This is a genomic window from Knoellia sp. 3-2P3, assembly GCF_029223115.1.
Classification (GTDB): domain Bacteria; phylum Actinomycetota; class Actinomycetes; order Actinomycetales; family Dermatophilaceae; genus Pedococcus_A.
Window position 1 is genome coordinate 230,086 of the sequence record NZ_JARGZE010000004.1, and the last position, 21,849, is coordinate 251,934.

General features: G+C 72.9%; 24 protein-coding genes. 17 read left to right on the top strand and 7 right to left on the bottom strand.

Annotation, left to right across the window (positions count from 1 at the left end; genetic code table 11):
* Positions 1-31: 31 nt before the first annotated feature.
* Together P0Y31_RS13615 and P0Y31_RS13620 are read right to left on the bottom strand one after the other, a co-directional pair.
* The gene (locus P0Y31_RS13615; protein ID WP_275870232.1) at positions 32-445 is read right to left on the bottom strand and encodes a VOC family protein; all 414 of its coding nucleotides are present in this window, start codon (positions 443-445) and stop codon (positions 32-34) included.
* Positions 446-477: 32 nt separating this feature from the next.
* Complete coding sequence (locus P0Y31_RS13620) at positions 478-1,521, bottom strand: GNAT family N-acetyltransferase (protein ID WP_275870235.1); 1,044 nt, start codon at positions 1,519-1,521, stop codon at positions 478-480.
* A gap of 20 nt (positions 1,522-1,541) precedes the next feature.
* Here P0Y31_RS13620 and fdxA point away from each other — a divergent pair, with 20 nt between their 5' ends.
* The 3 genes from fdxA to P0Y31_RS13635 all read left to right on the top strand — a co-directional run bounded on the left by fdxA (position 1,542) and on the right by P0Y31_RS13635 (position 4,414).
* The gene (fdxA, locus tag P0Y31_RS13625; RefSeq protein WP_275804680.1) at positions 1,542-1,868 is read left to right on the top strand and encodes a ferredoxin; all 327 of its coding nucleotides are present in this window, start codon (positions 1,542-1,544) and stop codon (positions 1,866-1,868) included.
* Between the two features lie 3 nt (positions 1,869-1,871).
* Entirely contained in the window at positions 1,872-3,005 is a 1,134-nt protein-coding gene (dapC, locus tag P0Y31_RS13630; protein ID WP_275870237.1) for a succinyldiaminopimelate transaminase, read from the top strand.
* 113 nt (positions 3,006-3,118) lie between these two features.
* A complete protein-coding gene (locus P0Y31_RS13635) occupies positions 3,119-4,414 on the top strand; it encodes a citrate synthase (RefSeq protein WP_275870240.1) in 1,296 nt (431 codons plus the stop codon).
* A gap of 117 nt (positions 4,415-4,531) precedes the next feature.
* On the opposite strand, the gene P0Y31_RS13640 is transcribed toward P0Y31_RS13635, so the two are convergent.
* Both P0Y31_RS13640 and dapD read right to left on the bottom strand, forming a co-directional pair.
* Positions 4,532-5,446: a hypothetical protein gene (locus P0Y31_RS13640; protein WP_275870243.1), complete on the bottom strand. Its 915-nt coding sequence runs from the start codon at positions 5,444-5,446 to the stop codon at positions 4,532-4,534.
* Positions 5,433-6,365 carry a 2,3,4,5-tetrahydropyridine-2,6-dicarboxylate N-succinyltransferase gene (dapD, locus tag P0Y31_RS13645; RefSeq protein ID WP_275870245.1) on the bottom strand — a complete coding sequence of 311 codons (933 nt, stop codon included), beginning with the start codon at positions 6,363-6,365 and terminating at the stop codon, positions 5,433-5,435. Before dapD ends, P0Y31_RS13640 begins: the two co-directional genes overlap by 14 nt.
* Positions 6,366-6,428: 63 nt before the next feature.
* On the opposite strand from dapD, the gene dapE reads away from it, so the two are divergent.
* The 7 genes from dapE (at position 6,429) to P0Y31_RS13680 (ending at position 12,270) form a co-directional block, all read left to right on the top strand.
* Positions 6,429-7,517 carry a succinyl-diaminopimelate desuccinylase gene (dapE, locus tag P0Y31_RS13650; RefSeq protein WP_275870248.1) on the top strand — a complete coding sequence of 363 codons (1,089 nt, stop codon included), beginning with the start codon at positions 6,429-6,431 and terminating at the stop codon, positions 7,515-7,517.
* A 10-nt stretch (positions 7,518-7,527) separates the two neighbouring features.
* On the top strand, positions 7,528-8,316 hold the full coding sequence (locus P0Y31_RS13655) for a TIGR00730 family Rossman fold protein (protein ID WP_275870251.1): 789 nt from the start codon (positions 7,528-7,530) through the stop codon (positions 8,314-8,316).
* Between the two features lie 76 nt (positions 8,317-8,392).
* Positions 8,393-8,779: a DivIVA domain-containing protein gene (locus P0Y31_RS13660; RefSeq protein ID WP_275870254.1), complete on the top strand. Its 387-nt coding sequence runs from the start codon at positions 8,393-8,395 to the stop codon at positions 8,777-8,779.
* Positions 8,776-9,246, top strand: coding sequence for an SRPBCC family protein (locus P0Y31_RS13665; protein WP_275870257.1), 471 nt, complete (start codon positions 8,776-8,778; stop codon positions 9,244-9,246). The genes P0Y31_RS13660 and P0Y31_RS13665 overlap by 4 nt, the downstream gene beginning before the upstream one ends.
* Complete coding sequence (locus P0Y31_RS13670; RefSeq protein WP_275870260.1) at positions 9,243-9,821, top strand: DNA-3-methyladenine glycosylase I; 579 nt, start codon at positions 9,243-9,245, stop codon at positions 9,819-9,821. Before P0Y31_RS13665 ends, P0Y31_RS13670 begins: the two co-directional genes overlap by 4 nt.
* A complete protein-coding gene (locus P0Y31_RS13675) occupies positions 9,818-11,011 on the top strand; it encodes a hypothetical protein (RefSeq protein ID WP_275870263.1) in 1,194 nt (397 codons plus the stop codon). The genes P0Y31_RS13670 and P0Y31_RS13675 overlap by 4 nt, the downstream gene beginning before the upstream one ends.
* Entirely contained in the window at positions 11,011-12,270 is a 1,260-nt protein-coding gene (locus P0Y31_RS13680; RefSeq protein ID WP_275870522.1) for a mannosyltransferase family protein, read from the top strand. Before P0Y31_RS13675 ends, P0Y31_RS13680 begins: the two co-directional genes overlap by 1 nt.
* 12 nt (positions 12,271-12,282) lie before the next feature.
* Here P0Y31_RS13680 and P0Y31_RS13685 read toward each other — a convergent pair whose 3' ends face one another.
* Positions 12,283-13,095 carry an enoyl-CoA hydratase-related protein gene (locus P0Y31_RS13685; protein ID WP_275870265.1) on the bottom strand — a complete coding sequence of 271 codons (813 nt, stop codon included), beginning with the start codon at positions 13,093-13,095 and terminating at the stop codon, positions 12,283-12,285.
* 27 nt (positions 13,096-13,122) lie between these two features.
* On the opposite strand from P0Y31_RS13685, the gene P0Y31_RS13690 reads away from it, so the two are divergent.
* Positions 13,123-14,850: an aminotransferase class V-fold PLP-dependent enzyme gene (locus P0Y31_RS13690; protein WP_275870268.1), complete on the top strand. Its 1,728-nt coding sequence runs from the start codon at positions 13,123-13,125 to the stop codon at positions 14,848-14,850.
* Here P0Y31_RS13690 and P0Y31_RS13695 read toward each other — a convergent pair.
* Positions 14,839-15,639, bottom strand: coding sequence for a PaaX family transcriptional regulator C-terminal domain-containing protein (locus P0Y31_RS13695; RefSeq protein WP_275870271.1), 801 nt, complete (start codon positions 15,637-15,639; stop codon positions 14,839-14,841). The genes P0Y31_RS13690 and P0Y31_RS13695 overlap by 12 nt on opposite strands.
* Positions 15,640-15,790: 151 nt before the next feature.
* On the opposite strand from P0Y31_RS13695, the gene P0Y31_RS13700 reads away from it, so the two are divergent.
* The 3 genes from P0Y31_RS13700 to P0Y31_RS13710 all read left to right on the top strand — a co-directional run bounded on the left by P0Y31_RS13700 (position 15,791) and on the right by P0Y31_RS13710 (position 17,964).
* The gene (locus P0Y31_RS13700) at positions 15,791-15,964 is read left to right on the top strand and encodes a DUF3117 domain-containing protein (RefSeq protein ID WP_275804659.1); all 174 of its coding nucleotides are present in this window, start codon (positions 15,791-15,793) and stop codon (positions 15,962-15,964) included.
* Between the two features lie 117 nt (positions 15,965-16,081).
* Positions 16,082-17,611 carry a leucyl aminopeptidase family protein gene (locus tag P0Y31_RS13705; RefSeq protein ID WP_275870273.1) on the top strand — a complete coding sequence of 510 codons (1,530 nt, stop codon included), beginning with the start codon at positions 16,082-16,084 and terminating at the stop codon, positions 17,609-17,611.
* Positions 17,608-17,964 carry a hypothetical protein gene (locus P0Y31_RS13710; protein WP_275870276.1) on the top strand — a complete coding sequence of 119 codons (357 nt, stop codon included), beginning with the start codon at positions 17,608-17,610 and terminating at the stop codon, positions 17,962-17,964. Before P0Y31_RS13705 ends, P0Y31_RS13710 begins: the two co-directional genes overlap by 4 nt.
* Positions 17,965-18,035: 71 nt before the next feature.
* Here the strand turns inward: P0Y31_RS13710 and P0Y31_RS13715 are convergent, their stop codons facing one another.
* Positions 18,036-18,668: an O-methyltransferase gene (locus P0Y31_RS13715; RefSeq protein WP_275870278.1), complete on the bottom strand. Its 633-nt coding sequence runs from the start codon at positions 18,666-18,668 to the stop codon at positions 18,036-18,038.
* A 22-nt stretch (positions 18,669-18,690) separates the two neighbouring features.
* Here P0Y31_RS13715 and sigE point away from each other — a divergent pair, with 22 nt between their 5' ends.
* From sigE to P0Y31_RS13730, 3 genes are read left to right on the top strand one after another with little or no spacing between them, the layout of a single operon-like run.
* Positions 18,691-19,545, top strand: a complete 855-nt coding sequence (gene sigE / locus P0Y31_RS13720; protein ID WP_275870280.1) for an RNA polymerase sigma factor SigE — start codon at positions 18,691-18,693, stop codon at positions 19,543-19,545.
* Positions 19,542-20,216, top strand: coding sequence for a hypothetical protein (locus P0Y31_RS13725; protein ID WP_275870283.1), 675 nt, complete (start codon positions 19,542-19,544; stop codon positions 20,214-20,216). The genes sigE and P0Y31_RS13725 overlap by 4 nt, the downstream gene beginning before the upstream one ends.
* On the top strand, positions 20,213-21,832 hold the full coding sequence (locus P0Y31_RS13730; protein WP_275870286.1) for a trypsin-like peptidase domain-containing protein: 1,620 nt from the start codon (positions 20,213-20,215) through the stop codon (positions 21,830-21,832). Before P0Y31_RS13725 ends, P0Y31_RS13730 begins: the two co-directional genes overlap by 4 nt.
* The last annotated feature ends 17 nt before the right edge of the window (positions 21,833-21,849 follow it).

The window sequence follows — 21,849 nt, forward strand, 5'->3', positions numbered from 1 at the left end:
GCGACGGGGCTCCGCCCGCCGTGCTGCGCGGTCACCGAACCAGGTGCGCGTAGGGGTCCGGTCGCTCGGACTCGCTCCTCAGCACGCAGAACTCGTTGCCCTCGGGGTCGGCCAGCGTTGCCCACCCGGTGCCGGGTCCGCGGTGGTCGCGCAGGTCGTGGACCATGGAGGCACCCATGGCCAGCAGACGGTCCACCTCCTCGTCCATGGTCCGGTCCGTCGGCCAGAGGTCGAAGTGGATCCGGTTCTTGACCGCCTTGCCCTCCGGCACCTCGATGAAGAGCACGCGCTGCCGGCCGTCGGGGGAGAAGACCATGCACTCCTCGTGCCCGGGCTCGTTGGGGTCGCGGGGGTCCTCGGAGAAGCCGAGCACCTGTCCCCACCAGACGGACTGGGCGTGGGCGTCCCGGGAGTCGACGGTCGTGTGCGAGATTCGAGAGGTCATGGCGACACCCTGTCGTTGCCACGGGCGACGCGCTACCGGGTTTGCGGTGCGGTGAGGTACGCGTACGACGAGTGGGTGTCGAAGCCCATCCGCCGGTAGAGCCCGGTCGCCGTGGCGTTGTCGTGCTCGACCTGCAGGTGGATCAGGTGGACACCCTCGCGGCGCACCTGCGCGGCGAGCTGGGCGGTGAGGTGCGCGGCCAGGCCGCGACCGCGGTATGCCGGGTCGGTCCAGACCGCGCCGAGCCCCGCCCACCCGTGCGCGATGCCCAGGCGTCCCAGTGCGATCGGTGTGGTGCCGGCCGCGTCCGGGGGCCGCAGCCCGAGCTGCTGGGACAGGCCGCCGCCGGGGGCGATGTGGCCGAACAGCTGGCGCGGGCTGCCCATGAGCACCTGCTCGGTCACACCCGGCACCGTCGTCCTGGTCCGCTGGTAGGCCTTCAGCCAGTCTCCGGCTGGCTCGGGGCGGGTGAGGACCGCCGGCCCGCCGGGGTCGGCGGCCGCGACCGTGTCGGTGGTGGCCGTGAGGTTCAGCGTGAGGCTGCCGACCGTGTAGCCGCGGCCCAGCAGCACCCGGCCGAGTGCGTCGCCGGCCGGGTCGAAGCCGTGCGGACCCGCGACGACGAACTTCGCCGGGAGGCCGCGCGCGGCATACCAGCGCTCCGCCTCGCCGACGGCGTCCTCGAGCGGCAGCCCCGGGTCGCCGAGGGGCACCACCGAGTTCCCGCGCTGCGTGAAGCCCGACGACGCGCGCAGCTGCCACTCCCCGAGCCGCTCACGCTCCACGGCTCCCCAGGACGGGACGGACACGCGCTGCAGGTCCTCGATGCCGATGGCCCGGTGCGGGGCGCCCCGCCGGGTGGGCTTCGGGGGCACCTCCTTGGCCGCGACCAGCCGGGCCCGCTCGACGACCACGAGGCCACGCGAGGTCTCCACGGTGAGGGTGCGCTCGTCGCTGGCCGTCAGGGTGCCGACGGTGTCGGTGAGGGTGGCTCCGGTCGCGGCGTCGGCGGTCTCGAGCCGCCACCTGACGACGACACGGCCGCCGACGGGGAGTGCTGCGGCGAGGTCGGACACGGGTGCATAGTATGTGCGCTATGACCTACGTGATCGCCCAGCCTTGCGTCGACCTGAAGGACAAGGCGTGCATCGAGGAATGCCCCGTCGACTGCATCTACGAGGGCGAGCGGTCCCTGTACATCCACCCCGACGAGTGCGTCGACTGCGGTGCCTGTGAGCCGGTCTGCCCGGTCGAGGCGATCTACTACGAGGACGACGTCCCGGAGCAGTGGGCCGACTACTACAAGGCCAACGTCGAGTTCTTCGACGACCTCGGCAGCCCCGGCGGCGCCGCCAAGCTGGGTCTGATCAACAAGGACCACCCGATCATCTCCGCGCTGCCGCCGCAGGAGCACGACGAGTGACCTGTGCTGCTTCCTGACTTTCCCTGGGACTCGCTCGCTCCGTACACGGAGCGGGCGAGTGCCGTCTCCGCCGACCTGCCGGGCGCGGGCCTGGTCGACCTCTCGGTCGGCACGCCGGTCGACCCGACCCCCGCCGTTGTGCAGGACGCGCTGCGGGCCGCTGCGGACGCGCCCGGCTACCCCCAGACCTGGGGCACTCCGGCGCTGCGTGAGGCCGTGGCCCGGTGGTTCGAGCGGCGCCGTGGGGTGCCGGGGCTCGACCCGGACGGCGTGCTGCCGACCATCGGCAGCAAGGAGCTCGTCGCGTGGCTGCCGAGCCTGCTCGGCCTGGGCGCGGGCGACGTCGTCGGCTTCCCGCGCGTCGCCTACCCGACCTACGACGTCGGCGCCCGGCTGGCCGGGGCAGTGCCCACCGTCGTCGACGGCCTGGCGGCGCTGGGGCCGCTCACGCCTTCGACCACGCCGAAGCTGTTGTGGCTCAACAGCCCTGGCAACCCCACCGGCAAGGTGCTCGGGGTCGAGCACCTCGCCAAGGTGGTCGCCTGGGCCCGCCGCCACGGCGTGGTCGTCGCCAGCGACGAGTGCTATGCCGAGCTCGACTGGCGGGAGCGGGACCCCTCGAGCGAGGAGCCCCCGACGACGCCGAGCATCCTCGACCCGCGGGTGACCGACGGCAGCCACGAAGGGCTGCTCGCCGTCTACTCGCTGAGCAAGCAGTCCAACCTCGCCGGCTACCGTGCGGCCTTCGTGGCCGGCGACCCCTCGCTCGTCGGGCGGCTGCTCGAGGTGCGCAAGCACGCGGGGATGATCATGCCGGCGCCGGTGCAGAGCGCCATGGCCGCGGCCCTCGACGACGACACCCACGTGGCCGAGCAGAAGGCGCGGTACGCCGCCCGGCGCGCCCGCCTCAAGCCTGCCGTCGAGGGCGCCGGCCTGCGCGTCGACGACTCCGAGGCGGGGCTCTACCTGTGGTGCACCAGGGGTGAGGACGCCTGGGCGACCGTCGGCTGGCTGGCCGACCGCGGCATCCTCGTGGCCCCGGGGACGTTCTACGGTGCCGCGGGTAGCCAGCACGTGCGAATCGCCTTGACTGCCAGCGACGAGCGGATCGAGGCGGCCGCGGAGCGCCTGGCCTGACGGGCGCGTCCGGACTGCCCGTTTTTTCGCCTCGGGAGCACCTGGGGTACCGTCGCTGTTGCGCTGGGCGCGCCAAGCCAGGGTGCCCGCATTCACACTTCGAGGATGGGTTGATGAGCAACGACGGATCCGGTGCCACGCTGAAGACCGGGGACAGCGAGCTGTCCCTCCCTCTGGTCAAGGCCACCGAGGGCAACCACGGATACGACGTCTCCAAGCTGCTGAAGGAGACCGGCAACGTCACCCTCGACATCGGGTTCGTCAACACCGCCTCGTGCACCAGCGCGATCACCTACATCGACGGCGACGAGGGCATCCTGCGCTACCGCGGGTACCCGATCGAGCAGCTGGCCGAGAAGTCGAGCTTCCTCGAGACCTCCTACCTGCTCATCTACGGCGAGCTCCCGAGCCCGCAGCAGCTGAGCGACTTCGACCAGCGCATCCGCCGTCACACGCTGCTGCACGAGGACCTCAAGGCGTTCTTCGGCGGCTTCCCCCGCGACGCCCACCCGATGCCGGTGCTGTCGTCGGCCGTCTCCGCGCTGTCGACCTTCTACCAGGACAGCCTCGACCCGTTCGACGAGGAGCAGGTCGAGATCTCGACGGTGCGGCTCATGGCCAAGCTGCCGACGATCGCGGCGTACGCGTACAAGAAGAGCGTCGGCCAGCCGTTCCTCTACCCGGACAACTCGCTGTCGCTGACCGAGAACTTCCTGCGCATGACGTTCGGCTTTCCCGCGGAGCCCTACGACCTCGACCCCGACATGGTCAAGGCGCTCGACCTGCTGCTCATCCTCCACGCCGACCACGAGCAGAACTGCTCGACCTCCACGGTGCGCCTCGTCGGCTCCTCGAACGCGAACCTCTTCGCCTCCATCTCGGCCGGCATCAACGCGCTCTTCGGCCCGCTGCACGGCGGCGCCAACCAGTCGGTGCTCGAGATGCTCGACGGCATCCAGAAGGCCGGCGGCGACGTCGACGCCTTCGTGCGCAAGGTGAAGAACAAGGAAGACGGCGTGAAGCTCATGGGCTTCGGCCACCGCGTCTACAAGAACTACGACCCGCGCGCGGCCATCGTGAAGGAGACCGCCCACAAGATCCTGAACAAGGACGGCGTCTCCGACCCGATGCTCGACATCGCCTTGAAGCTCGAGCAGACCGCGCTCGAGGACGACTACTTCGTCGAGCGCAAGCTCTACCCGAACGTCGACTTCTACACGGGCCTGATCTACAAGTCGATGGGCTTCCCGACCCGGATGTTCACCGTGCTCTTCGCGCTCGGCCGCCTGCCCGGCTGGATCGCCCAGTGGCGCGAGATGATCCAGGACCCGCAGACGAAGATCGGCCGCCCCCGCCAGATCTACGTCGGCGCCACCGAGCGCGACTACGTCGCTCTCGACCAGCGCTGACGGCTCGGTCGCTCCAGGCCGAACACGAGGCCCGCACCGTGGGACACGGTGCGGGCCTCGTTCTGTCCTCCGCGCGCCCTGCGCGCGGATCCTGGGCGGGTGCCGGTCGGCTCGGGGTCAGGCTGCGGGCGGAGCCGCGAAGGTGATGGTCACCGTGCGGGCGGCGCCCGACCCGGAGACCTTCTGCCACGACCAGCCGTCCTCGTCACGGGTGCGGGTCCACTGGCGGTCGCCGACGCGCACGCGGGTGACACCGTGGGCGCTGGCCTTGGCGACGGCCCACGACCCGACGTTCCACGCCTGCAGGTCCGAGCCGGCCCTGACGGTGATGGTGCGGCCCTGCGGCGTTCCCCGGACGCCGAGCTCGGTGCGCAGCGCGGCGGCCAGCCCCTCCGGGTCGCCGGCCTCGGCCGGGTCGAGGCGGCAGCCGAGACCGGCGGGGGAGTGCCCGCTGAGGGCCGACGCGAGGATGCGGCCCTCCTGCTCGTGGTCGGCGTATGCCGCTGGGTAGGCGCTCTTCTGCACCTCCTGGGCGACCTTGGTGATCTCCATCTGCTCGTAGCCCTTGACCTTCTCCAGCGCGTCGTAGAAGGCGTTCGTGGCGTAGACGGGGTCGAGGATCTGCTGCTCGGTGCCCCAGCCCTGCGAGGGCCGCTGCTGGAAGAGGCCGAGCGAGTCGCGGTCGCCGTAGCGCAGGTTGCGCAGCTTCGACTCCTGGATGGCCGTCGCGATCGCGACGGTCGCCGCCCGCGGGGGCATGCCCCGCTTCACCGCCAGGGCGGTGAGGGTGGCGGCATACCCGGTCTGTGAGGGGTCGAAGTCGACACTGTTGCCCATGGCGGTGGCCTGGCAGCGGGGGCCGCCGAAGTTGTGCAGGAAGCCCTGCACCCCCACGTAGCCGGCCACGACGAGCCCGAGGGCGAACAGGGCGAGCACCGCTCGGGTCAGGATGCGCCGGCCGCGCGAGCGGGGCTGCTCCTCGGAGAGGACCAGCCCGCCGCGCCTGGTGCCGCCTCGCCTAGTCGTTCGCATGCAGCGCGGAGTTCAGGACGATGCCGTGGCCGTCGCGGGCGCGGGCCTCGACGGTGCCGGTGACGGAGTTGCGCAGGAAGAGCAGGCTGTCCTGGCCGGAGAGCTCGAGGGCCTTGACGACCTGGCCGTCGGGCAGGGTCACCTTGGTCCCGGCGGTCAGGTAGAGCCCCGCCTCGACGACGCAGTCGTTGCCGAGCGCGATGCCCAGGCCCGACTCCGCGCCGAGCAGGCAGCGCTCGCCGATGCGCACCCGCTCGGTGCCGCCACCGGAGAGCGTCCCCATCGTGGAGGCGCCGCCGCCGATGTCGGAGCCGTCGCCGACGACCACGCCCTGGCTGATCCGTCCCTCGACCATGGACGTCCCGAGGGTGCCGGCGTTGAAGTTCACGAAGCCCTCGTGCATGACCGTGGTGCCCGGCGCCAGGTGGGCTCCGAGACGGACCCGGTCGGCGTCGCCGATGCGCACGCCGGCCGGCACGACGTAGTCGGTCATGCGCGGGAACTTGTCGACCCCGAACACCTGCACCGGACCGCGAGCACGCATCCGGGCACGCGTCATCTCGAAGCCCTCGACGGCACAGGGGCCCTGGCTGGTCCAGACGACGTTGGCCAGCTTCCCGAACAGGCCGTCGAGGTTGACGGTGTTCGGCTCGACCAGGCAGTGGGACAGCAGGTGAAGGCGCAGATAGGCGTCGGAGGCGTCGGCTGGGGCGGCGTCGAGGTCGATGACGGTCTGCACCAGCTCGCGGCGCACCCGGCGGACCTCGTCCTTGCCGACCAGCGCCTCGAGCTCCTCGGGGGCGGAGGCGTCCGCCGGCGCCTGGCCCAGCGCGGGCTCGGGGTACCAGGTGTCGAGGGTGACACCGTCGTCGGTGATGGTCGCGAGTCCGAATCCCCATGCGCTGCGCTCGTTGCTCATGCGGGACAGCGTAGGCGAGTCGGATGGGCGGACGGTGCACCGGCGCTGGCTAGGCTGGCGCCCATGAGCGCAGCGCCCACCACCGTGCCCACCCTCGACCTCTCGGTCGACGTCACGACCCTGACGGCCGCCCTGTGCGACATCGAGTCGGTCAGCCACGACGAGGCGACCATCTGCGACGCGATCGAGGCGGCACTGGGCCCGCTGGCGCACCTCGAGGTCACCCGCATCGGCAACTCCGTGGTCGCCCGCACGTCACTCGGACGTCCCCAGCGCGTCGTCCTCGCCGGACACATTGACACCGTGCCGCTGACCAAGGACCCGGTGAACCTGCCGACGCGACGGGAGGGCGACGACCTCGTGGGGCGTGGCACCGTCGACATGAAGGGCGGCGTGGCCGTCCAGCTCAAGGTCGCCGCCGAGGTGCGCGAGCCCGCGCACGACCTGACGTTCGTCTTCTACGAGGGCGAGGAGGTCGACAGCCAGTTCAACGGCCTGCGGCTCATCCAGCAGGCCCGCCCCGACCTCCTCGAGGCCGACTTCGCCGTCCTGCTCGAGCCCACCGCGGTCCAGGTCGAGGGTGGCTGCAAGGGCACGCTGCGGGCGCTGGTCACCACCCGCGGCGTCGCCGCGCACTCGGCCCGTCCGTGGAAGGGGCGCAACGCGATCCACGACGCGGGGCAGATCATCGGCCGGCTCACGGCATACGAGCCCCGCAGGGTCACCGTCGACGGGCTGGAGTACCGCGAGGCCCTCAACGCCACCGGCATCAGCGGCGGCATCGCGGGCAACGTCATCCCCGACGAGTGCGTCGTCACGGTGAACTACCGCTACGCGCCCGACCTGTCCGAGGCCGAGGCAGCCGCCCACGTCCGGGAGCTCTTCGACGGCTTCGAGGTGGAGATCGTCGACAACGCCGGAGGGGCCCGCCCGGGGCTCGACCTGCCTGCGGCGAAGGCGTTCGTCGAGGCGCTCGGGGTGCCGGTCCTGGCCAAGGAGGGCTGGACCGACGTGGCCCGCTTCGCCGCCCTCGGCATCCCCGCCGTCAACTTCGGCCCGGGCGACCCCAACCTCGCCCACCACGACGACGAGCGTTGCCCGGTGGCCCAGCTCGTGGCCGCCGAAGCCGCGCTGCTGCGCTGGCTGGCGTAGGTTGCCGGGCATGACCGATACGGAGAGCGGACCGCAGGGCAGTTCGCACCGCGAGGAGTGGGAGTACCACACCGGACCGGTGACGCTGCGCCGGTCGCGCCTGCCCGGCACGACCACCGACCAGCGGCTGCTCGACAACAAGGGCCGCGCCGACTGGGTCCACACCGACCCCTGGCGGGTCATGCGGATCCAGAGCGAGTTCGTCGAGGGCTTCGGCGCGCTCGCCGAGCTCGGGCCCGCGGTCAGCGTCTTCGGCTCGGCGCGCACCAAGGTCGACAGCCCGCACTACGCCCTCGGCCGCGAGGTCGGCCGAGCACTCGCCAGGGCCGGGTACGCCGTGATCACCGGCGGCGGCCCCGGCGCCATGGAGGCGGCGAACCGGGGTGCCCTCGAGGCCGGCGGCGCCTCGGTGGGGCTGGGCATCGAGCTGCCGTTCGAGGCGGGCCTCAACCCGTACGTCGACCTCGGCGTGAACTTCCGCTACTTCTTCGCCCGCAAGACGATGTTCGTCAAGTACGCGCAGGGCTTCATCGTGCTGCCCGGCGGGTTCGGCACCCTCGACGAGCTGTTCGAGGCGCTGACCCTGGTGCAGACGCAGAAGGTGACCTCCTTCCCCCTGGTGCTGCTCGGCTCCGACTACTGGGGCGGCCTGCTCGACTGGCTGAAGGGGACGCTCGCCGACCACGGCATGATCACCGGCGAAGACCTCGGGCTGCTCCAGCTCACCGACGACGTCGACGAGGCCGTGCGCATCATCATCGAGTCCGACCCGAACGTGGCGCCGAAGCGCCCGGAGTGAGACCCGGCCCCAGCGGGGCCGGCCGCCCCCGGCGGGTGGATGTGTCGCGAGCGCCGCGACATGCGACGATCAGGCCGTGATCTGGGTGCTCCTCACTGTCGTCGCCGTGCTGCTCGTCGGCGTGTTCGCAGGCATGCTGGCCGGCCGCATCGGCTACGACCCCCTCGCCGACCCGGTCCGCTCCCAGCCCGATGTCGGGCTGTCGGACGGCTTCACGGCGCGGAGCATCTCCGAGGTGCACTTCGACACCGCGCTGCGCGGCTACCGCATGGACCAGGTCGACCGGGTGCTCGACACCCTGCAGGACCGGATCGCCGAGCAGGAGCGGGAGCTCGCGTCCCTGCGTCCCGCCGTTGCCGTCCCACCGGCGGTGCAGCGTCCGGAGCCCGAGCTGGTGCAGGAGCCGGAGCCCGAGCCGGTGCGGGAGTCGGAGCCGACGTCGGAGCGCGACGGCGGCCGATGACCGCCTTCACCCTCCACCGCACGTGCCCGGCCGGCCCCGTCGAGGTCTGGGACGTGCTGACCGACTTCGCGGGCCACCAGAGGTGGATCCCGATGACGACCATGCGCGTCGACCCGGGTGAGCCCCGCGTGGGCTGGGGGTGGGCCGGCATCAGCGGCATCGGCCCCCTCGGCTTCGCCGACGCCATGGTGCTGACCCGTTGGGAGCCGCCGGCGGAGCAGGGACGGGGTCGCTTCTCGATGCTCAAGGTGGGCCGGGTGCTCGACGGCTGGGCCGACGTGCGCGTCGAGCCTGCCCCCGGTGGGGGTGCCACGGTCACCTGGGCCGAGGACATCTCGCTGCGCCCGCGGCCGGTGCGCCGGCTCAGCCAGCCGCTGGTCGACCGGGCTGCCCGGGCCATGTTCGGCTCGGCCCTCGACGCGATGCTCCGCGAGGCCGCGCGACGCGCCGCCCGGGCCGGCACATGAGCGGCCTGGTGGTGGGCGAGGACGGCCTCGCCCGGTGCGCGTGGGCGGGAGCCGCCCCTGACTACCTGGCCTACCACGACACCGAGTGGGGCGTTCCCGTGCGCGGCGAGCAGGCGCTCTACGAGCGGCTCACCCTGGAGGCGTTCCAGTCCGGCCTGTCGTGGCTGACGATCCTGCGCAAGCGGGAGGCCTTCCGGAACGCCTTCGCCGGCTTCGACCCGGAGCGGGTGGCCGCCTTCGACGACTCCGACCGGTCGCGCCTCATGGCCGACGCCTCGATCGTGCGCAACCGCCTGAAGATCGATGCGGCGGTCACCAACGCGCGAGCCGTGGTCGGGCTGCGCGAGCACGGGGGCCTCGACGCGCTCTTCTGGTCGTTCGCCCCGACCGGCCGGGGGCGCCCGGCCGGTCCGGACGAGGTGCCCGCCACGTCGCCGGAGTCGGTGGCGCTCGCGCGCGCGCTCAAGCGGGCCGGGTTCGTCTTCGTCGGCCCCACGACGATGTATGCCGCGATGCAGGCCTGCGGGGTCGTGGACGACCACCTCGAGGGGTGCCACCGGGCTGGTGCCCGGTGACCCGTTCCCTCGCCCTGCGCGCAGCGGGCGTCTACCTGCTCCTGCGTGCCGTCACCACGGTGATGCTCCTCCTCGCGGTGGACCGGCAGGTGCCGGTGCTGTCGTGGACGGGGCCGACGGTCGACTACTTCGACCTGACCGTGCTGTGGGACGGCAGCTGGTACCGCACGGTGGCCGAGCAGGGCTACCCCCGCGAGCTGCCGCTGCACCCCGAGAGCGGCACGCCCTCGCAGAACGCGTGGGCCTTCTACCCGCTGTTCCCCCTCCTCGCCCGGGGCGTGATGGGCGTGACCGGGCTGTCGTTCCCGGTGGTCGCCTCCAGCCTCGCCCTGCTCTGCGGCCTCGGTGCCGCCGTGCTGATGGCCGGGCTGCTCGCAGACCGGGTGCACCCCCGGGTGGCGCTGGCCGCTGTCGCGGTGTGGGCCGCCTACCCGGCCTCGGTCTCCCTGCAGCTGGCCTACACCGAGTCGCTCGCGATGCTCGTGCTGTGCGGGTTCCTGTGGGCGGTGATGCGCGAGCGGTGGGTCGCGGCCGCCGCGCTCGTCCTGGTGCTCGGCGTCACCCGTCCGATCGCCCTGCCCGCAGGAGCGGTGGTGGCCGTGGCGCTGGCCCTGCGCTGGCGGGCCCGGCGCGCCCGCCGCATCACCCCCGGTGAGTATGCCGCCGGGGCGGCGGCGCTCGTGGCGTGCGGCGTCTCGGGGCTCACCTGGCCGACGATCGCCTGGGCGGTGACGGGCTCACCCACCGCCTACACCGACACGATGGCGGCGTGGCGGGCCGGGGGCGAGATCGTCCCGCTCAAGCCGTGGCTGTGGATGTCGGAGTGGGTCTTTCGTGAGTTCGACCTGGCCGACACCTACGGCCCGGTCGCCCTCGCCCTCACCGTCACCACGCTGGTGGTCATGGTGCTGGGCCCCTGGGCCCGCGCGCTGGGACCGGAGCTGCGGACCTGGTGCCTGGCCTACCCGGCATACCTCGCCCTCGTGCTCGATCCCTTCACCAGCATCTTCCGCTACCTGCTGCCGCTCTTCCCGCTGCTGGTCGTCATGCTCGGAGGGGGCTGGGTGGCTCGGTCGCCGCGGTTCCTGTCGTGGCGGGCCGGGACCCTCGTCGTGCTCGGCGTCATCGGGCAGGCCGTCTGGATCACCGAGCTGCTGGTGTTCGTGCCGCCGTCGGACTACCCGCCGTGATGGCCACCCTCCTGACCGCCGAGCGGCGCAGCGAGCTCGCCGGCCGGGCGCTGCGCCGCCCCCTGCTCACCCTCATGGCCTGGTACGCCGCGACCCGGGTGCTCGCCCTCGTCGCGATGCAGGTGGCCGCCGCGTGGTTCCAGACGCCGGCGGGGGTGGGCCACCTCGACCCCTCGGTCGGCGACATCCTCGGCCTCTGGGACGGCGTCTGGTACCGGCGGATCGCCGAGGGGGGATACCCGCTGCCGCTGCCGGCCGACCCCGACACCGGGCTGCTGACCTACAGCGCGTGGGCCTTCTACCCCGGCTTCCCCCTGCTGGTGCGCGGGCTCATGCAGACCGGCCTGCCCTTCACCGCCGCGGCCGTCGCGCTGAACGTGGCGCTCGGCGCGGTGGCCGTGCTGCTGGTCTGGCAGGCCTTCCGCTTCGCGCTCCACGCCGCTCCGCAGCCGGCCCGAGAGCGGCTCGCCCTGGTTGCGGCGGCGCTGTGGTGCCTCTACCCGGCCACCGGCATCCTGCTCATGCCGTACACCGAGGCCCTCGCCTGCGTGCTGGTGGCCGCTGCCCTGCTGCTGCTCATGCGCCGGCAGTACGTCTGGGTGGGCGTGGTGGCGCTCGCCCTGGGCTTCACCCGGGGGGTGGCGCCCGCCCTGGCCTGCGCGGCCCTGGCCCACCTGGTGATCCGCTGGCGCGAGGACCGTGCGGCAGGGACGGTCCCGTTGCGCGGACAGCGGGGGAGCGCTGCGGTCATGCTGGCCGCCACCGTCGCCTCGGCCGTCGCCTGGCCGGTGCTGGTCGGGGTGGCCAGCGGCCTGCCCGGGGCCTTCTTCGACGTGCAGGCGGCCTGGGGCCAGCAGCCCGACCGGGGGCCCTTCGTGCTGTGGGTGAGCTGGGCCTGGGGTGAGCGCGGCGTCTTCGGTGTGGTGGTCCTGCTCGCCCTGGTCGCGACCTACGTCGCGCTGGTGCTCGGGAGGCACGGCCGCTGGCTCGCCATCGAGCTGCGGGCCTGGGCGCTGGCCTACCCGCTCTACCTCATGGCGGTGGTGCGCCCCATCACGAGCATGTGGCGCTTCCTCCTGCTCGACTTCCCGCTCGCGGCGCTGGTCGCCAGCGTGGCGATGCGCACCTCCACCGGCGCCGCCGTCGTGCCGCACTGGCGGCGCCGGGTCGCGGTGGTCGTGCTCGCGCTGGGGGTGGGCGTCTTCTGGTTCACCGCGGCGCTGCTCACCTTCACCCCGTGGGACGCCGCCCCGCCGTGACCGGTCGGGCCCTCAGGCGCCGGTGAAGACGGGCTTCTGCTTGGCCAGGAACGCGTCGACCGCCGCCTTGTGGTCGGCGCTCTCGCCGGTGCTCGCCATGTACTCGCCCTCCCGGGCCAGCGACTCGCCCAGGGGGTGGCCGGCGCTGTAGGCGACCGCGTTGCGGATGCACCCGTAGGCCATCGTCGGCCCGGCAGCCAGCGTCGAGGTGAGCTGCTCGACCGCTGAGTCGAACCCGTCGGCCGGCACCACCGTGGTGACCAGCCCGAGGTCGAGGCACTCCTGCGCCGGGATGGTGCGCGGCAGGAGGAGCAGCTCCTTGGCCCGGGCGGGCCCGACCAGCCGCGGCAGGGTCCACGACGACCCGCTGTCGCAGGAGAGCGCGATGCCGGCGAAGGCCAGGTTGATGCCGCCGGTGTCGACCATGACCCGGAAGTCGGCGGCGAACGCGAAGGATGCACCGGCGCCGGCAGCGACGCCGTTGACGGCCGCGACGACCGGCTTCTCCATGGTGACGAGCAGCTCGACGATGGGGTTGTAGTGCTCGGCGACGGTGGCGAACAGCGCCTGGTCGGCCGACTGGAGCAGCTCGACGTGCTCGCGCAGGTCCTGCCCGACGCAGAAGGCACGGCCGGTGCCGGTCAGCACCACGCACCGCACCGCCGGGTCCTCGGCCACCTGGCGCAGGGTCTGCAGCAGCAGCTCCTTGGTCTCGACGTCGAGGGCGTTCATGGCGTCCGGGCGGTTGAGCCGCACGGTCGCCACGCCCTCCGGCGAGGTCTCGAGCAGGACGGGCGGCTGGGTCTGCGGGGTCTGGCCTGTCATGGGCCCCATCATTCCTATAGTGAGGGCGTGGGACAGCACCGGGCCGACCGTGTCGTGAGCACCCCCGCCGACCCCGCGCTCCTGCGCCGGATCCGGGACTCGGTCATCGGCGACGACCAGGTCATGCTCGGGCCCTACGGCCCGCGCCGCGTGACGTATGCCGACTACACCGCCTCCGGTCGAGCCCTGACCTTCATCGAGGACTTCATCCGCGACGAGGTCCTCCCGCGCTACGCCAACACCCACACCGAGAGCTCGGGCACCGGCCTGCAGACGACCCGGCTGCGCGAGGACGCCCGGCGCATCATCCGCGACGCGGTGGGCGGCGACGACGACACCATCGTCATGTTCGCCGGTTCGGGCTGCACCGGGGCCATCGACAAGCTGGTGGGCATGCTCGGGCTGCGGGTCCCGTCCAACCTCGAGGACCGCTACCACTTCGCCGAATCCATCGCCCCCCACGAGCGGCCCGTGGTCTTCATCGGGCCCTACGAGCACCACAGCAACGAGCTCGTCTGGCGTGAGTCGATCGCCGACGTCGTGGTCATCCCGCAGGACGCCGACGGCCACATCGACCTCCACCGCCTGGCTGAGGAGCTCACGCGCCACGCCGGGCGGCCCCTGAAGATCGGGTCCTTCTCGGCGGCCAGCAACGTCACGGGGATCGTCAGCGACACCGACGCCATCGCGACCCTGCTGCACGACCACGGCGCGCTGTCCTTCTGGGACTTCGCCGCGGCCGGTCCCTACGTGGACATCGAGATGTACGGGTCCCCGGGCGCCGGCCCCGCGGCCTACAAGGACGCGGTGTTCCTCAGCCCGCACAAGTTCATCGGCGGCCCGGCGACCCCCGGTGTGCTCGTGGTGCGCCGTGAGCTGACCGCGAACCGGGTGCCCGACGTGCCCGGCGGCGGCACCGTCGCCTTCGTCAACAAGGACGAGCACCGCTACCTCGACGACCCGGCGCACCGCGAGGAGGGCGGCACGCCGGCCATCATCGAGTCCATCCGCGCGGGCCTCGTCTTCCAGCTCAAGCAGGCCGTCGGCGTCCAGACCATCCGTGAGCGCGAGGACCACTTCCTCCGGAGGGCCGTGGAGGCCTGGCAGCAGGAGCCGGCCATCGAGATCCTCGGCAACCTCGGCGCCGACCGGCTCTCGATCGTCTCCTTCGTGGTGCGTGCCCCGGGGGAGCGGGGCAGGTTCCTGCACCACAACTTCGTCGTGGCGGTGCTCAACGACCTCTTCGGCATCCAGTCACGCGGCGGCTGCTCGTGCGCCGGCCCCTACGGCCACTACCTGCTCGGCATCGACATCGACCGCAGCCACGAGTTCGAGCGCGAGATCGGCCACGGCTGCGAGGGCATCAAGCCCGGCTGGGTGCGGGTGAACTTCAACTACTTCATCTCCGAGGCCGTCTTCGAGTACGTCGTCGAGGCCGTGCGCCTCGTGGCTCGGGAGGGCTGGCGCCTGCTCGGCGACTACCGCTTCGACCCCGCCACCGGCCGCTGGCACCACCGCCGGGGCCCCGTTGAGCCGCCCCTGCGCCTGCACCAGGTCGGCTACGACGCCGACGGCGTCATGACCTACCCGCGCCAGCACGACACCGCACCCGAGTCGGCGCTGCAGGACTACCTGCGGGAGGCCGAGGACATCTTCCGCGCGGCGACGCCGTGCGAGGGGGACGGCTCGGTCAACGACGACTTCGACCACCTGCGGTGGTTCGAGCTGCCGCCGGCGAGCCTGTCAGGCGCCTGACCGCCGCTGCGCGCCTGCGCCCGGGCCGCCCGCCAGCCAGGTGTCGACCCACGCGCGGGCCTGCGGCAGGAGGGCGCGGGCCTGCCGGTCGAACAGCTCGGCCGCCTCCCTGCCCGGCCAGTGCGCCGGCAGCACCTCCTCGGGCAGCCCGGGGTCGCTGAAGAGGAAGAGCCGCCACGCGTGCACCAGCCCGGACCTCGAGGCGAAGGCCTGCTCGGGGTCGTCGGGCAGGCCCGCCTCGCGGGCCGCCTCGGCGAAGCGTCGGTATGCCGTGCCCAGCGCCTCGAGGTCCCAGACCCGGCTCACGAGCGCCGAGCCCTCGCCCTGGAAGCTCGCCGTGAAGCCGTCGTGGTGGACCCCCTCGCGGCCGAGCACCTCGGCCAGCTCCGGGCTCTGGCGCGGCGCGACCCAGGTGTCGGCCCCGAGCGACCCGTAGCCGAGGAAGCGCAGCGACTGGGCCACCCTGGCCCGGGTGTTGCGGTCGGCCTGGTGCTCGACGGACACCAGGTGCCAGTGCCCGTCCCACGGGGTCTGCGCCGTGCGGTAGATGCGCCCGTGCGCCTCCTCGAGGCGCGCGCGGGCGCGGGCCGTCGCGGCATACCCGCGGCCGTCGCGCTCCTGCGGCTCGAGCCACCCCTCGCGGACCATGCGCGAGACCGCCGTGCGCACCGCGGGGGCGGTGATCTCGAGACTGCCGAGCAGCCCGACGACCGCCGCGATGGGCGCCCACCCGTCGCGTGCGAGCAGGTGGTCGCCGTAGAGGTCGAAGAGGGCTGAGCGCGCGTGCACGATGCACAGTCTGGCGGATGGACGAGTGGTGGATTTCACCATCGGCGCAGTTCACGGGATAATGAACTGACATCTGGCGCGACCGGGACAGACATGCCGGCGTGGACCCGCGTGCCGTCAACAGATCCACGCCCACGGAAGGGGAGTCCCGATGGCGGCAATGAAGCCGAGGACCGGAGATGGCCCGCTCGAGGTCACCAAGGAAGGTCGCGGAATCGTTCTGCGCATGCCGCTCGAGGGCGGCGGCCGCCTCGTCGTCGAGATGACCCCCGAGGAGGCCAAGGAGCTCGGCGCCGCGATCGACAACTGCGAGGGCCTGGCCTGAGCGTCCTGCGGCACTGACGAAGCACCGACGAGACCCCCGACGGCACCAGCCGGCGGGGGTCTCGTCTGCCCACCGCACCCCCGAGTCGTCGCGGGCGGGGTCGATAGGCTCGCAGGCGTGCCTGACGACAACACCCCCGACCTGCTGAACCCCGCCTCGAGCCGCTGGGAGACCACCGAACGGGCCCTGGCCGACGTGCTCGCCGGGGGGGAACCGGCGGGCCTCGTGCTCGCGCTGCCCGTCGCCGAGGGCGGGCTGGCCACCGAGGGCCCCGACGCCGAGGCCGTCGCACTGCTGGGCCTGGACGCCACGTGGCTGGCCGAGGCCTACGAGCCGGAGGCCAAGCCCGGCGCGGTGACCACGGTGCCGCTCCCGCCCGGGCGCCCGGCCCGCGTGCTCGTGCTGGTCGGCACGGGGTCCGGGTCGGACGCAGACCTGCGCACGGCCGGCGCGGCCCTCGGGCGCGAGGCCAGGGGGCGTGAGCACCTCGTGACGCCGATCCCCGCGGGCGGGGACGCCTCGGCGCTCGCCGCCTTCGTCGAGGGCTGCTGCCTCGGTGGCTACACGCCGCCGCGGTGGAGCGGCAAGCCGGCCGACCCGAAGACGGCCGCCGTCGGCGCCGTCACCCTCACGGGCGCCCCGGACGCCGAGGTGGTGCGACGGGCCGTCGTGCGGGCCCGGGCGACCATGTTGGCCCGCAACCTCGCCGTCACGCCGTCGAACATCAAGAACCCGGCGTGGATGGCCACCCAGGCGGAGACCATCGCCAAGCGCACCGGACTGGGTTCGCGCGTGTGGTCGGACGCAGACCTGCGCCGCGAGGGTTTCGGGGGCCTGCTCGCCGTCGGCGGTGGCTCGGCCACGCCCCCACGCCTGGTGCAGCTCGACCACACCCCGTCGGGCGCGTCGCGGAAGACCCCGCGGGTCGTGCTCGTGGGCAAGGGCATCACGTTCGACACGGGCGGCCTCGACATCAAGCCGGCCGAGGGCATGCTCGCCATGAAGACCGACATGTCGGGCTCGGCGATCGTGCTCGCCGTGCTCGCCGCCTGTCGCGACCTCGACGTGCCCGTGCGCGTCACCGGCCTCCTCGCCCTGGCCGAGAACGCCGTCGGGGCGGCGTCCTACCGCCCCGGCGACGTCGTCACGCAGTACGGCGGCCGCACCGTCGAGATCGGCAACACCGACGCCGAGGGCCGCATCGTCATGGCCGACGCCCTCGCCTACGCCGACCGGCACCTCGACCCCGACGTCCTGCTCGACATCGCCACGCTGACCGGGGCCGCGCGGGTGGCCTTCGGCCGCAGCATGGCGCCGGTCTACGCCACCGACGACGCACTGCGCGAGCAGCTCGTCGCCGCAGGTCAGCGCACCGGGGAGACCCTCTGGCCGCTGCCGCTGGTCGAGGACTACCGGCCCGACCTCGACAGCGAGGTCGCCGACATCAACCACATAGCGGGACCGAAGAGCGGCGCGGGCTCGATCACGGCAGCCTTGTTCCTGCGCGAGTTCGCCGGCGACCGCCGGTGGGCGCACCTCGACATCGCCGGCACCGGCCGATCCGATGTCGACCGCGGACTGCTGAGCAAGGGAGCCACCGGCTTCGGAGCGCGGCTGCTGCTGACCCTGCTGGAGGACATGCAATGAATGCCGGATACGGACTGACCGTGCGCTGGTCGCTCGAGGACAGCGACCCCGCGGTGGGCCAGAAGCTGCGCGACTACGTCATCGGCACGTCGATGGCCAAGTTCATGTTCCTCGACGGGCTGGCCTTCAAGACCTGGCGGATGAGCGAGGGCCGCTGGTTCGAGGGTACCTACGTCTTCGACGAGGCGGTCTACCGCGACGACTTCCAGAGCGAGTTCGAGCAGGAGGCGGCCAACTCGGCGGGCACCAGGATCATCGGGTCCGCGCCTGTCACCATCGAGCCGTTCGAGGTCGTGGCGATCGCCGAGGGGCCAGCGGGATTCCGGCGCGGCCCCGGCCCCGGCACCGCCTGAGGCCTCTTCATCCCCGTTCGAGGCAAAAACGCCGGTAGACACCGGCGTTTTACCTCGAACCGGAAGAGTCTCTAGCGCTTGACGGCGGCGAGGACCCCGTCGCCCACCGGCAGCAGCGCAGGCAGGAGCCGGTCGTCGTCGCGCAGGGTCTTGCCGAGGTCGCGCAGCACGGTGGTCTGCTCGTCGCGGGCCGCGGGGTCGGCCACCCGGTCGTGCCACAGCATGTTGTCGAGCACCAGCACCCCGCCGGAGCGCAGCAGCCGGATGGCGTGCTCGACGTAGGCCGGGTACTCCGACTTCTCGGCGTCGACGACGACCATGTCGTAGGCGCCGTCGGTCATGCGGGGCAGCACCTCGAGGGCGCGGCCGCTGATGACGCGGGTGCGCTGCGGGGCGATGCCGGCCTCGCGGTAGGCCTGCCGGGCGGCGGCCTGGTGCTCGGGCTCGACGTCGATGGTCGTGAGGATGCCGTCGGCGGGCATGCCCTGGAGCAGCCACAGGCCCGAGGTGCCGGCGCCGGTGCCGATCTCGATGACCGAACGCGCCTTCGAGGCGGCCGCGAGCAGGCGCAGGACCACCCCCGCGCCGTTGCCGACCGGGGAGGCGCCGAGCTCCTCGCCACGGCGGCGAGCCTGCTCCACCACCGGCGTCTCGGTGACGAACTCCTCGGCGTAGGCCCAGCTGGCAGGCTTCTGTGCGGTCATGCGGGCAACCCTAGCGCCGCAGATGCCCCGATTCGCGCACCCATCCGCGCGGCCACGCCGCACGAATGCCGGGTGGAGCGGACGAGGTGCGCGCCCCGCACACAGGGAACGTTCAGGTTGGTGGGGAACCATCGACGGTGCGCGGTCGTCCAGACCGGCAACCAGCGCGCGCAGCGCGCGCCCTACGGAGGTGAGCGACGTGACCGCGACCGACCAGATCGGCGCGCCGGACCGGGCTGCCGTGGCTGTCTCGCCCGAGCAGCCGTGGGTCCCTCCGACCTGGGAGGAGATCGTCGAGCAGCACTCCGCGCGGGTGTACCGGCTGGCCTACCGCCTGACCGGCAACGTCCACGACGCCGAGGACCTCACGCACGACGTCTTCATCCGGGTGTTCCGCTCGCTGCACTCCTACCAGCCGGGCACCTTCGAGGGCTGGCTGCACCGCATCACCACCAACGTCTTCCTCGACCGGATGCGCCGCAAGCAGCGGATCCGGTTCGACGCGCTCTCGGAGGAGTCCGCCGCCCGCCTGCCCACCCGTGAGGCCGGGCCCGAGCAGGCCTTCGAGGCCAACCACTTCAACGACGACGTCCAGCGCGCCCTCGACGCGCTGCCGCCGGACTTCCGTGCCGCCGTCGTCCTGTGCGACATCGAGGGTCTGTCCTACGAGGAGATCGCCACCACGCTGGGCATCAAGCTCGGCACGGTGCGCTCGCGCATCCACCGTGGCCGCGCCCTGCTGCGCGAGGCCCTGGCCCACCGCGCCCCCGGTACGCGCCCCGTCGAGCCCACGTCGCCCGCCGAGTCCAGCCCGGGCTCCGCGTCCTCCCGGCGGCGCCTGCCGGTGCTGCGGCGAGCGGTGCCGGAGGCGCGGTGAGCAGGATCCCTTCCGGTCCCCGGCCGCTGCAGCGGTGCCTGGGACCCGAGCTGACGGCGTATGCCGACCGGGCCCTGTCCCCGGCTGAGCTGCGGTCGTGGGACCGCCACCTGGTGGCGTGCACCTGCTGTCGCCAGGCCGTGGAGGCGGAGAAGCGGGTGCTCCGTGCCCTCCGGGCATCGGCAGGGCCTGCGGTGCCGAGCGACCTGCGAGCCGTGCTGCTGTCGATGGCCTCCGGTGGCGGCCACGCCGACGGCCCGGCCGGTGCCCCCTGCGCAGACGGCCTGGCCGCGCCCGCCCGTGAGGTGCAGCCGCTGCGCATCCCACCACCACCGGTGCCGGTCGTCGACCGCTGCGCCCCCGCCATGCACCGCTCCGTGATGCGCGCGACCGTCTTCGCCGGGCTGGCTGCCGGCGCCTCGGCCGCCGCGGCCTGGAGCTTCGCCGTGGTCGGCAGCCCACTGGCGCCGACTGGCCCGGCGACCCCGGCGCCCGGAACCGCCGTGCAGCGCGCCCGGCCGGTCAGCCCGTCGTTCACCAGCGCCTCCTTCGGGGCCTCGCTGCGGGCCCGCGCGCAGCTTCCGGTGTCGGCCACGACGGTCGTCTTCAGTGGCGCCGGCAGACCCGTCGTGAGCGGCACCCCGCGCGGTTCGGCAGAATCGGTGCCATGACCGAGCCCCGCGAACGCTGGCACGACGAGCCCGATGGGCGTGATGCCGCGTGGACACCGCCGGCACCCGAGCACCAGCCCGCAGAGAGGGCCGACCAGGCCCCGCCGGTCGACCAGGCCCAGCCGGTCGAACAGACCCAGCCGGTCGACCAGACCCAGCCGGTCGACCTGAGCAACACCCAGGCCATCCCGCCGCCGCCGGTCGGTGCGGGCGAGCCGGCCCTCCAGCCGTCGTGGACCTACGACCCCCAGCCGCCCCCCCACGGCCAGACCGGCTGGCCCGCCGCGCAGCACGAGGCCGGGTGGCCTGCTGCGCAGGGACAGACCGGGTGGCCGGGCCAGCCGGGTCCCGGCGCTCAGGCGTCCGGCCAGTGGGACCAGCCGCAGGGGGACCACCAGCGGTGGGACCACCAGCAGTGGGACCAGGGCTGGCAGCAGGCGGCCCCGACCCAGGACTGGACGCAGTCGCACCATGCCATGACGCAGGGCCGGCCCCCGCGCCGCGGTCCGGGCTGGCCGGCGCTGCTGTCCGTGGCGGTGGTGAGCGCGCTGCTCGCGGGCCTGCTCGGCGGTCTCGCCGGCGGCTGGCTCGGGGCGAACGACCGGCTCGGCTTCGGCGGCCTGGGCGGCTCCCCGTCGCCCCTGCCGACCGTGGGCAGCGGCGCCACCAGCCGCCCGGACGGGTCCATCGCCAACATCGCGGCCAAGGCGCTGCCCAGCGTCGTGACCATCAAGGTGCAGGGCGCCGACGGCAACGGCACCGGCTCGGGGTTCGTCGCCGACCAGCAGGGCCACATCATCACCAACAACCACGTCGTGGCCGGAGCCGCCGGCGAGGGCACCATCCGCATCCAGCTCGCCAACGGCACCGAGATCGCCGCGACGATCGCCGGTCGTGACAGCTCCTACGACATCGCGGTCCTCAAGACCGGACGCAGCGACCTCCAGCCGCTGGTCCTCGGCTCGTCCGGTGACGTCGTGGTGGGGGACCACGTCATCGCCCTCGGTGCGCCCCTCGGCCTCGAGAACACCGTCACCTCAGGGATCGTCAGTGCCCTCAACCGTCCGGTGAGCCCCGGTGGCGACGGTGACGAGCAGTCGTTCATCAACGCCCTCCAGACCGACGCCGCGATCAACCCGGGCAACTCAGGGGGGCCGCTGCTCGACATGCAGGGCCGCGTCATCGGCGTCAACTCCGCCATCGCCCGCGTGCCCGGCAGCTCGGGGGAGCAGTCGGGCAACATCGGCGTCGGCTTCTCCATCCCGGTCGACCAGGTCCGCAAGACCGCCGACCAGCTCATCCGCACCGGCAAGGCGGAGCACCCCGTCATCGGTGTGATCCTCGACCGCCAGTACGACGGCGCCGACGGGGTCAAGATCCTCGAGGAGTCGACGGCGCAGCGCGAGTCGGTGACCCCTGACGGCCCCGCCGGCAAGGCGGGAGTCAAGCCGGGCGACCTCATCATCGAGTTCGACGGTCGCCGGGTCACCGATCCCGACGACCTCGTGGTCCTCATCCGCGCGAAGAGCGTCGGCGACGAGGTCACCATGAAGGTGCGTCGCGGTTCCCGCGAGATCAGTGTCAGGATGACCCTGCAGGGCAACACCGACCAGTGACGAGGGCAGGAACCGGC

Excerpts from the sequence above, each read along its gene's own strand:
- P0Y31_RS13615 (WP_275870232.1), bottom strand. The coding sequence starts at position 445 with ATGACCTCTCGAATCTCGCACACGACCGTCGACTCCCGGGACGCCCAC.
- fdxA (WP_275804680.1), top strand. The coding sequence starts at position 1,542 with ATGACCTACGTGATCGCCCAGCCTTGCGTCGACCTGAAGGACAAGGCG.
- P0Y31_RS13635 (WP_275870240.1), top strand. The coding sequence starts at position 3,119 with ATGAGCAACGACGGATCCGGTGCCACGCTGAAGACCGGGGACAGCGAG.
- P0Y31_RS13640 (WP_275870243.1), bottom strand. The coding sequence starts at position 5,446 with ATGCGAACGACTAGGCGAGGCGGCACCAGGCGCGGCGGGCTGGTCCTC.
- dapD (WP_275870245.1), bottom strand. The coding sequence starts at position 6,365 with ATGAGCAACGAGCGCAGCGCATGGGGATTCGGACTCGCGACCATCACC.
- dapE (WP_275870248.1), top strand. The coding sequence starts at position 6,429 with ATGAGCGCAGCGCCCACCACCGTGCCCACCCTCGACCTCTCGGTCGAC.
- P0Y31_RS13655 (WP_275870251.1), top strand. The coding sequence starts at position 7,528 with ATGACCGATACGGAGAGCGGACCGCAGGGCAGTTCGCACCGCGAGGAG.
- P0Y31_RS13665 (WP_275870257.1), top strand. The coding sequence starts at position 8,776 with ATGACCGCCTTCACCCTCCACCGCACGTGCCCGGCCGGCCCCGTCGAG.
- P0Y31_RS13670 (WP_275870260.1), top strand. The coding sequence starts at position 9,243 with ATGAGCGGCCTGGTGGTGGGCGAGGACGGCCTCGCCCGGTGCGCGTGG.
- P0Y31_RS13680 (WP_275870522.1), top strand. The coding sequence starts at position 11,011 with ATGGCCACCCTCCTGACCGCCGAGCGGCGCAGCGAGCTCGCCGGCCGG.
- P0Y31_RS13685 (WP_275870265.1), bottom strand. The coding sequence starts at position 13,095 with ATGACAGGCCAGACCCCGCAGACCCAGCCGCCCGTCCTGCTCGAGACC.
- P0Y31_RS13700 (WP_275804659.1), top strand. The coding sequence starts at position 15,791 with ATGGCGGCAATGAAGCCGAGGACCGGAGATGGCCCGCTCGAGGTCACC.
- P0Y31_RS13710 (WP_275870276.1), top strand. The coding sequence starts at position 17,608 with ATGAATGCCGGATACGGACTGACCGTGCGCTGGTCGCTCGAGGACAGC.
- P0Y31_RS13715 (WP_275870278.1), bottom strand. The coding sequence starts at position 18,668 with ATGACCGCACAGAAGCCTGCCAGCTGGGCCTACGCCGAGGAGTTCGTC.
- sigE (WP_275870280.1), top strand. The coding sequence starts at position 18,691 with ATGCCCCGATTCGCGCACCCATCCGCGCGGCCACGCCGCACGAATGCC.
- P0Y31_RS13730 (WP_275870286.1), top strand. The coding sequence starts at position 20,213 with ATGACCGAGCCCCGCGAACGCTGGCACGACGAGCCCGATGGGCGTGAT.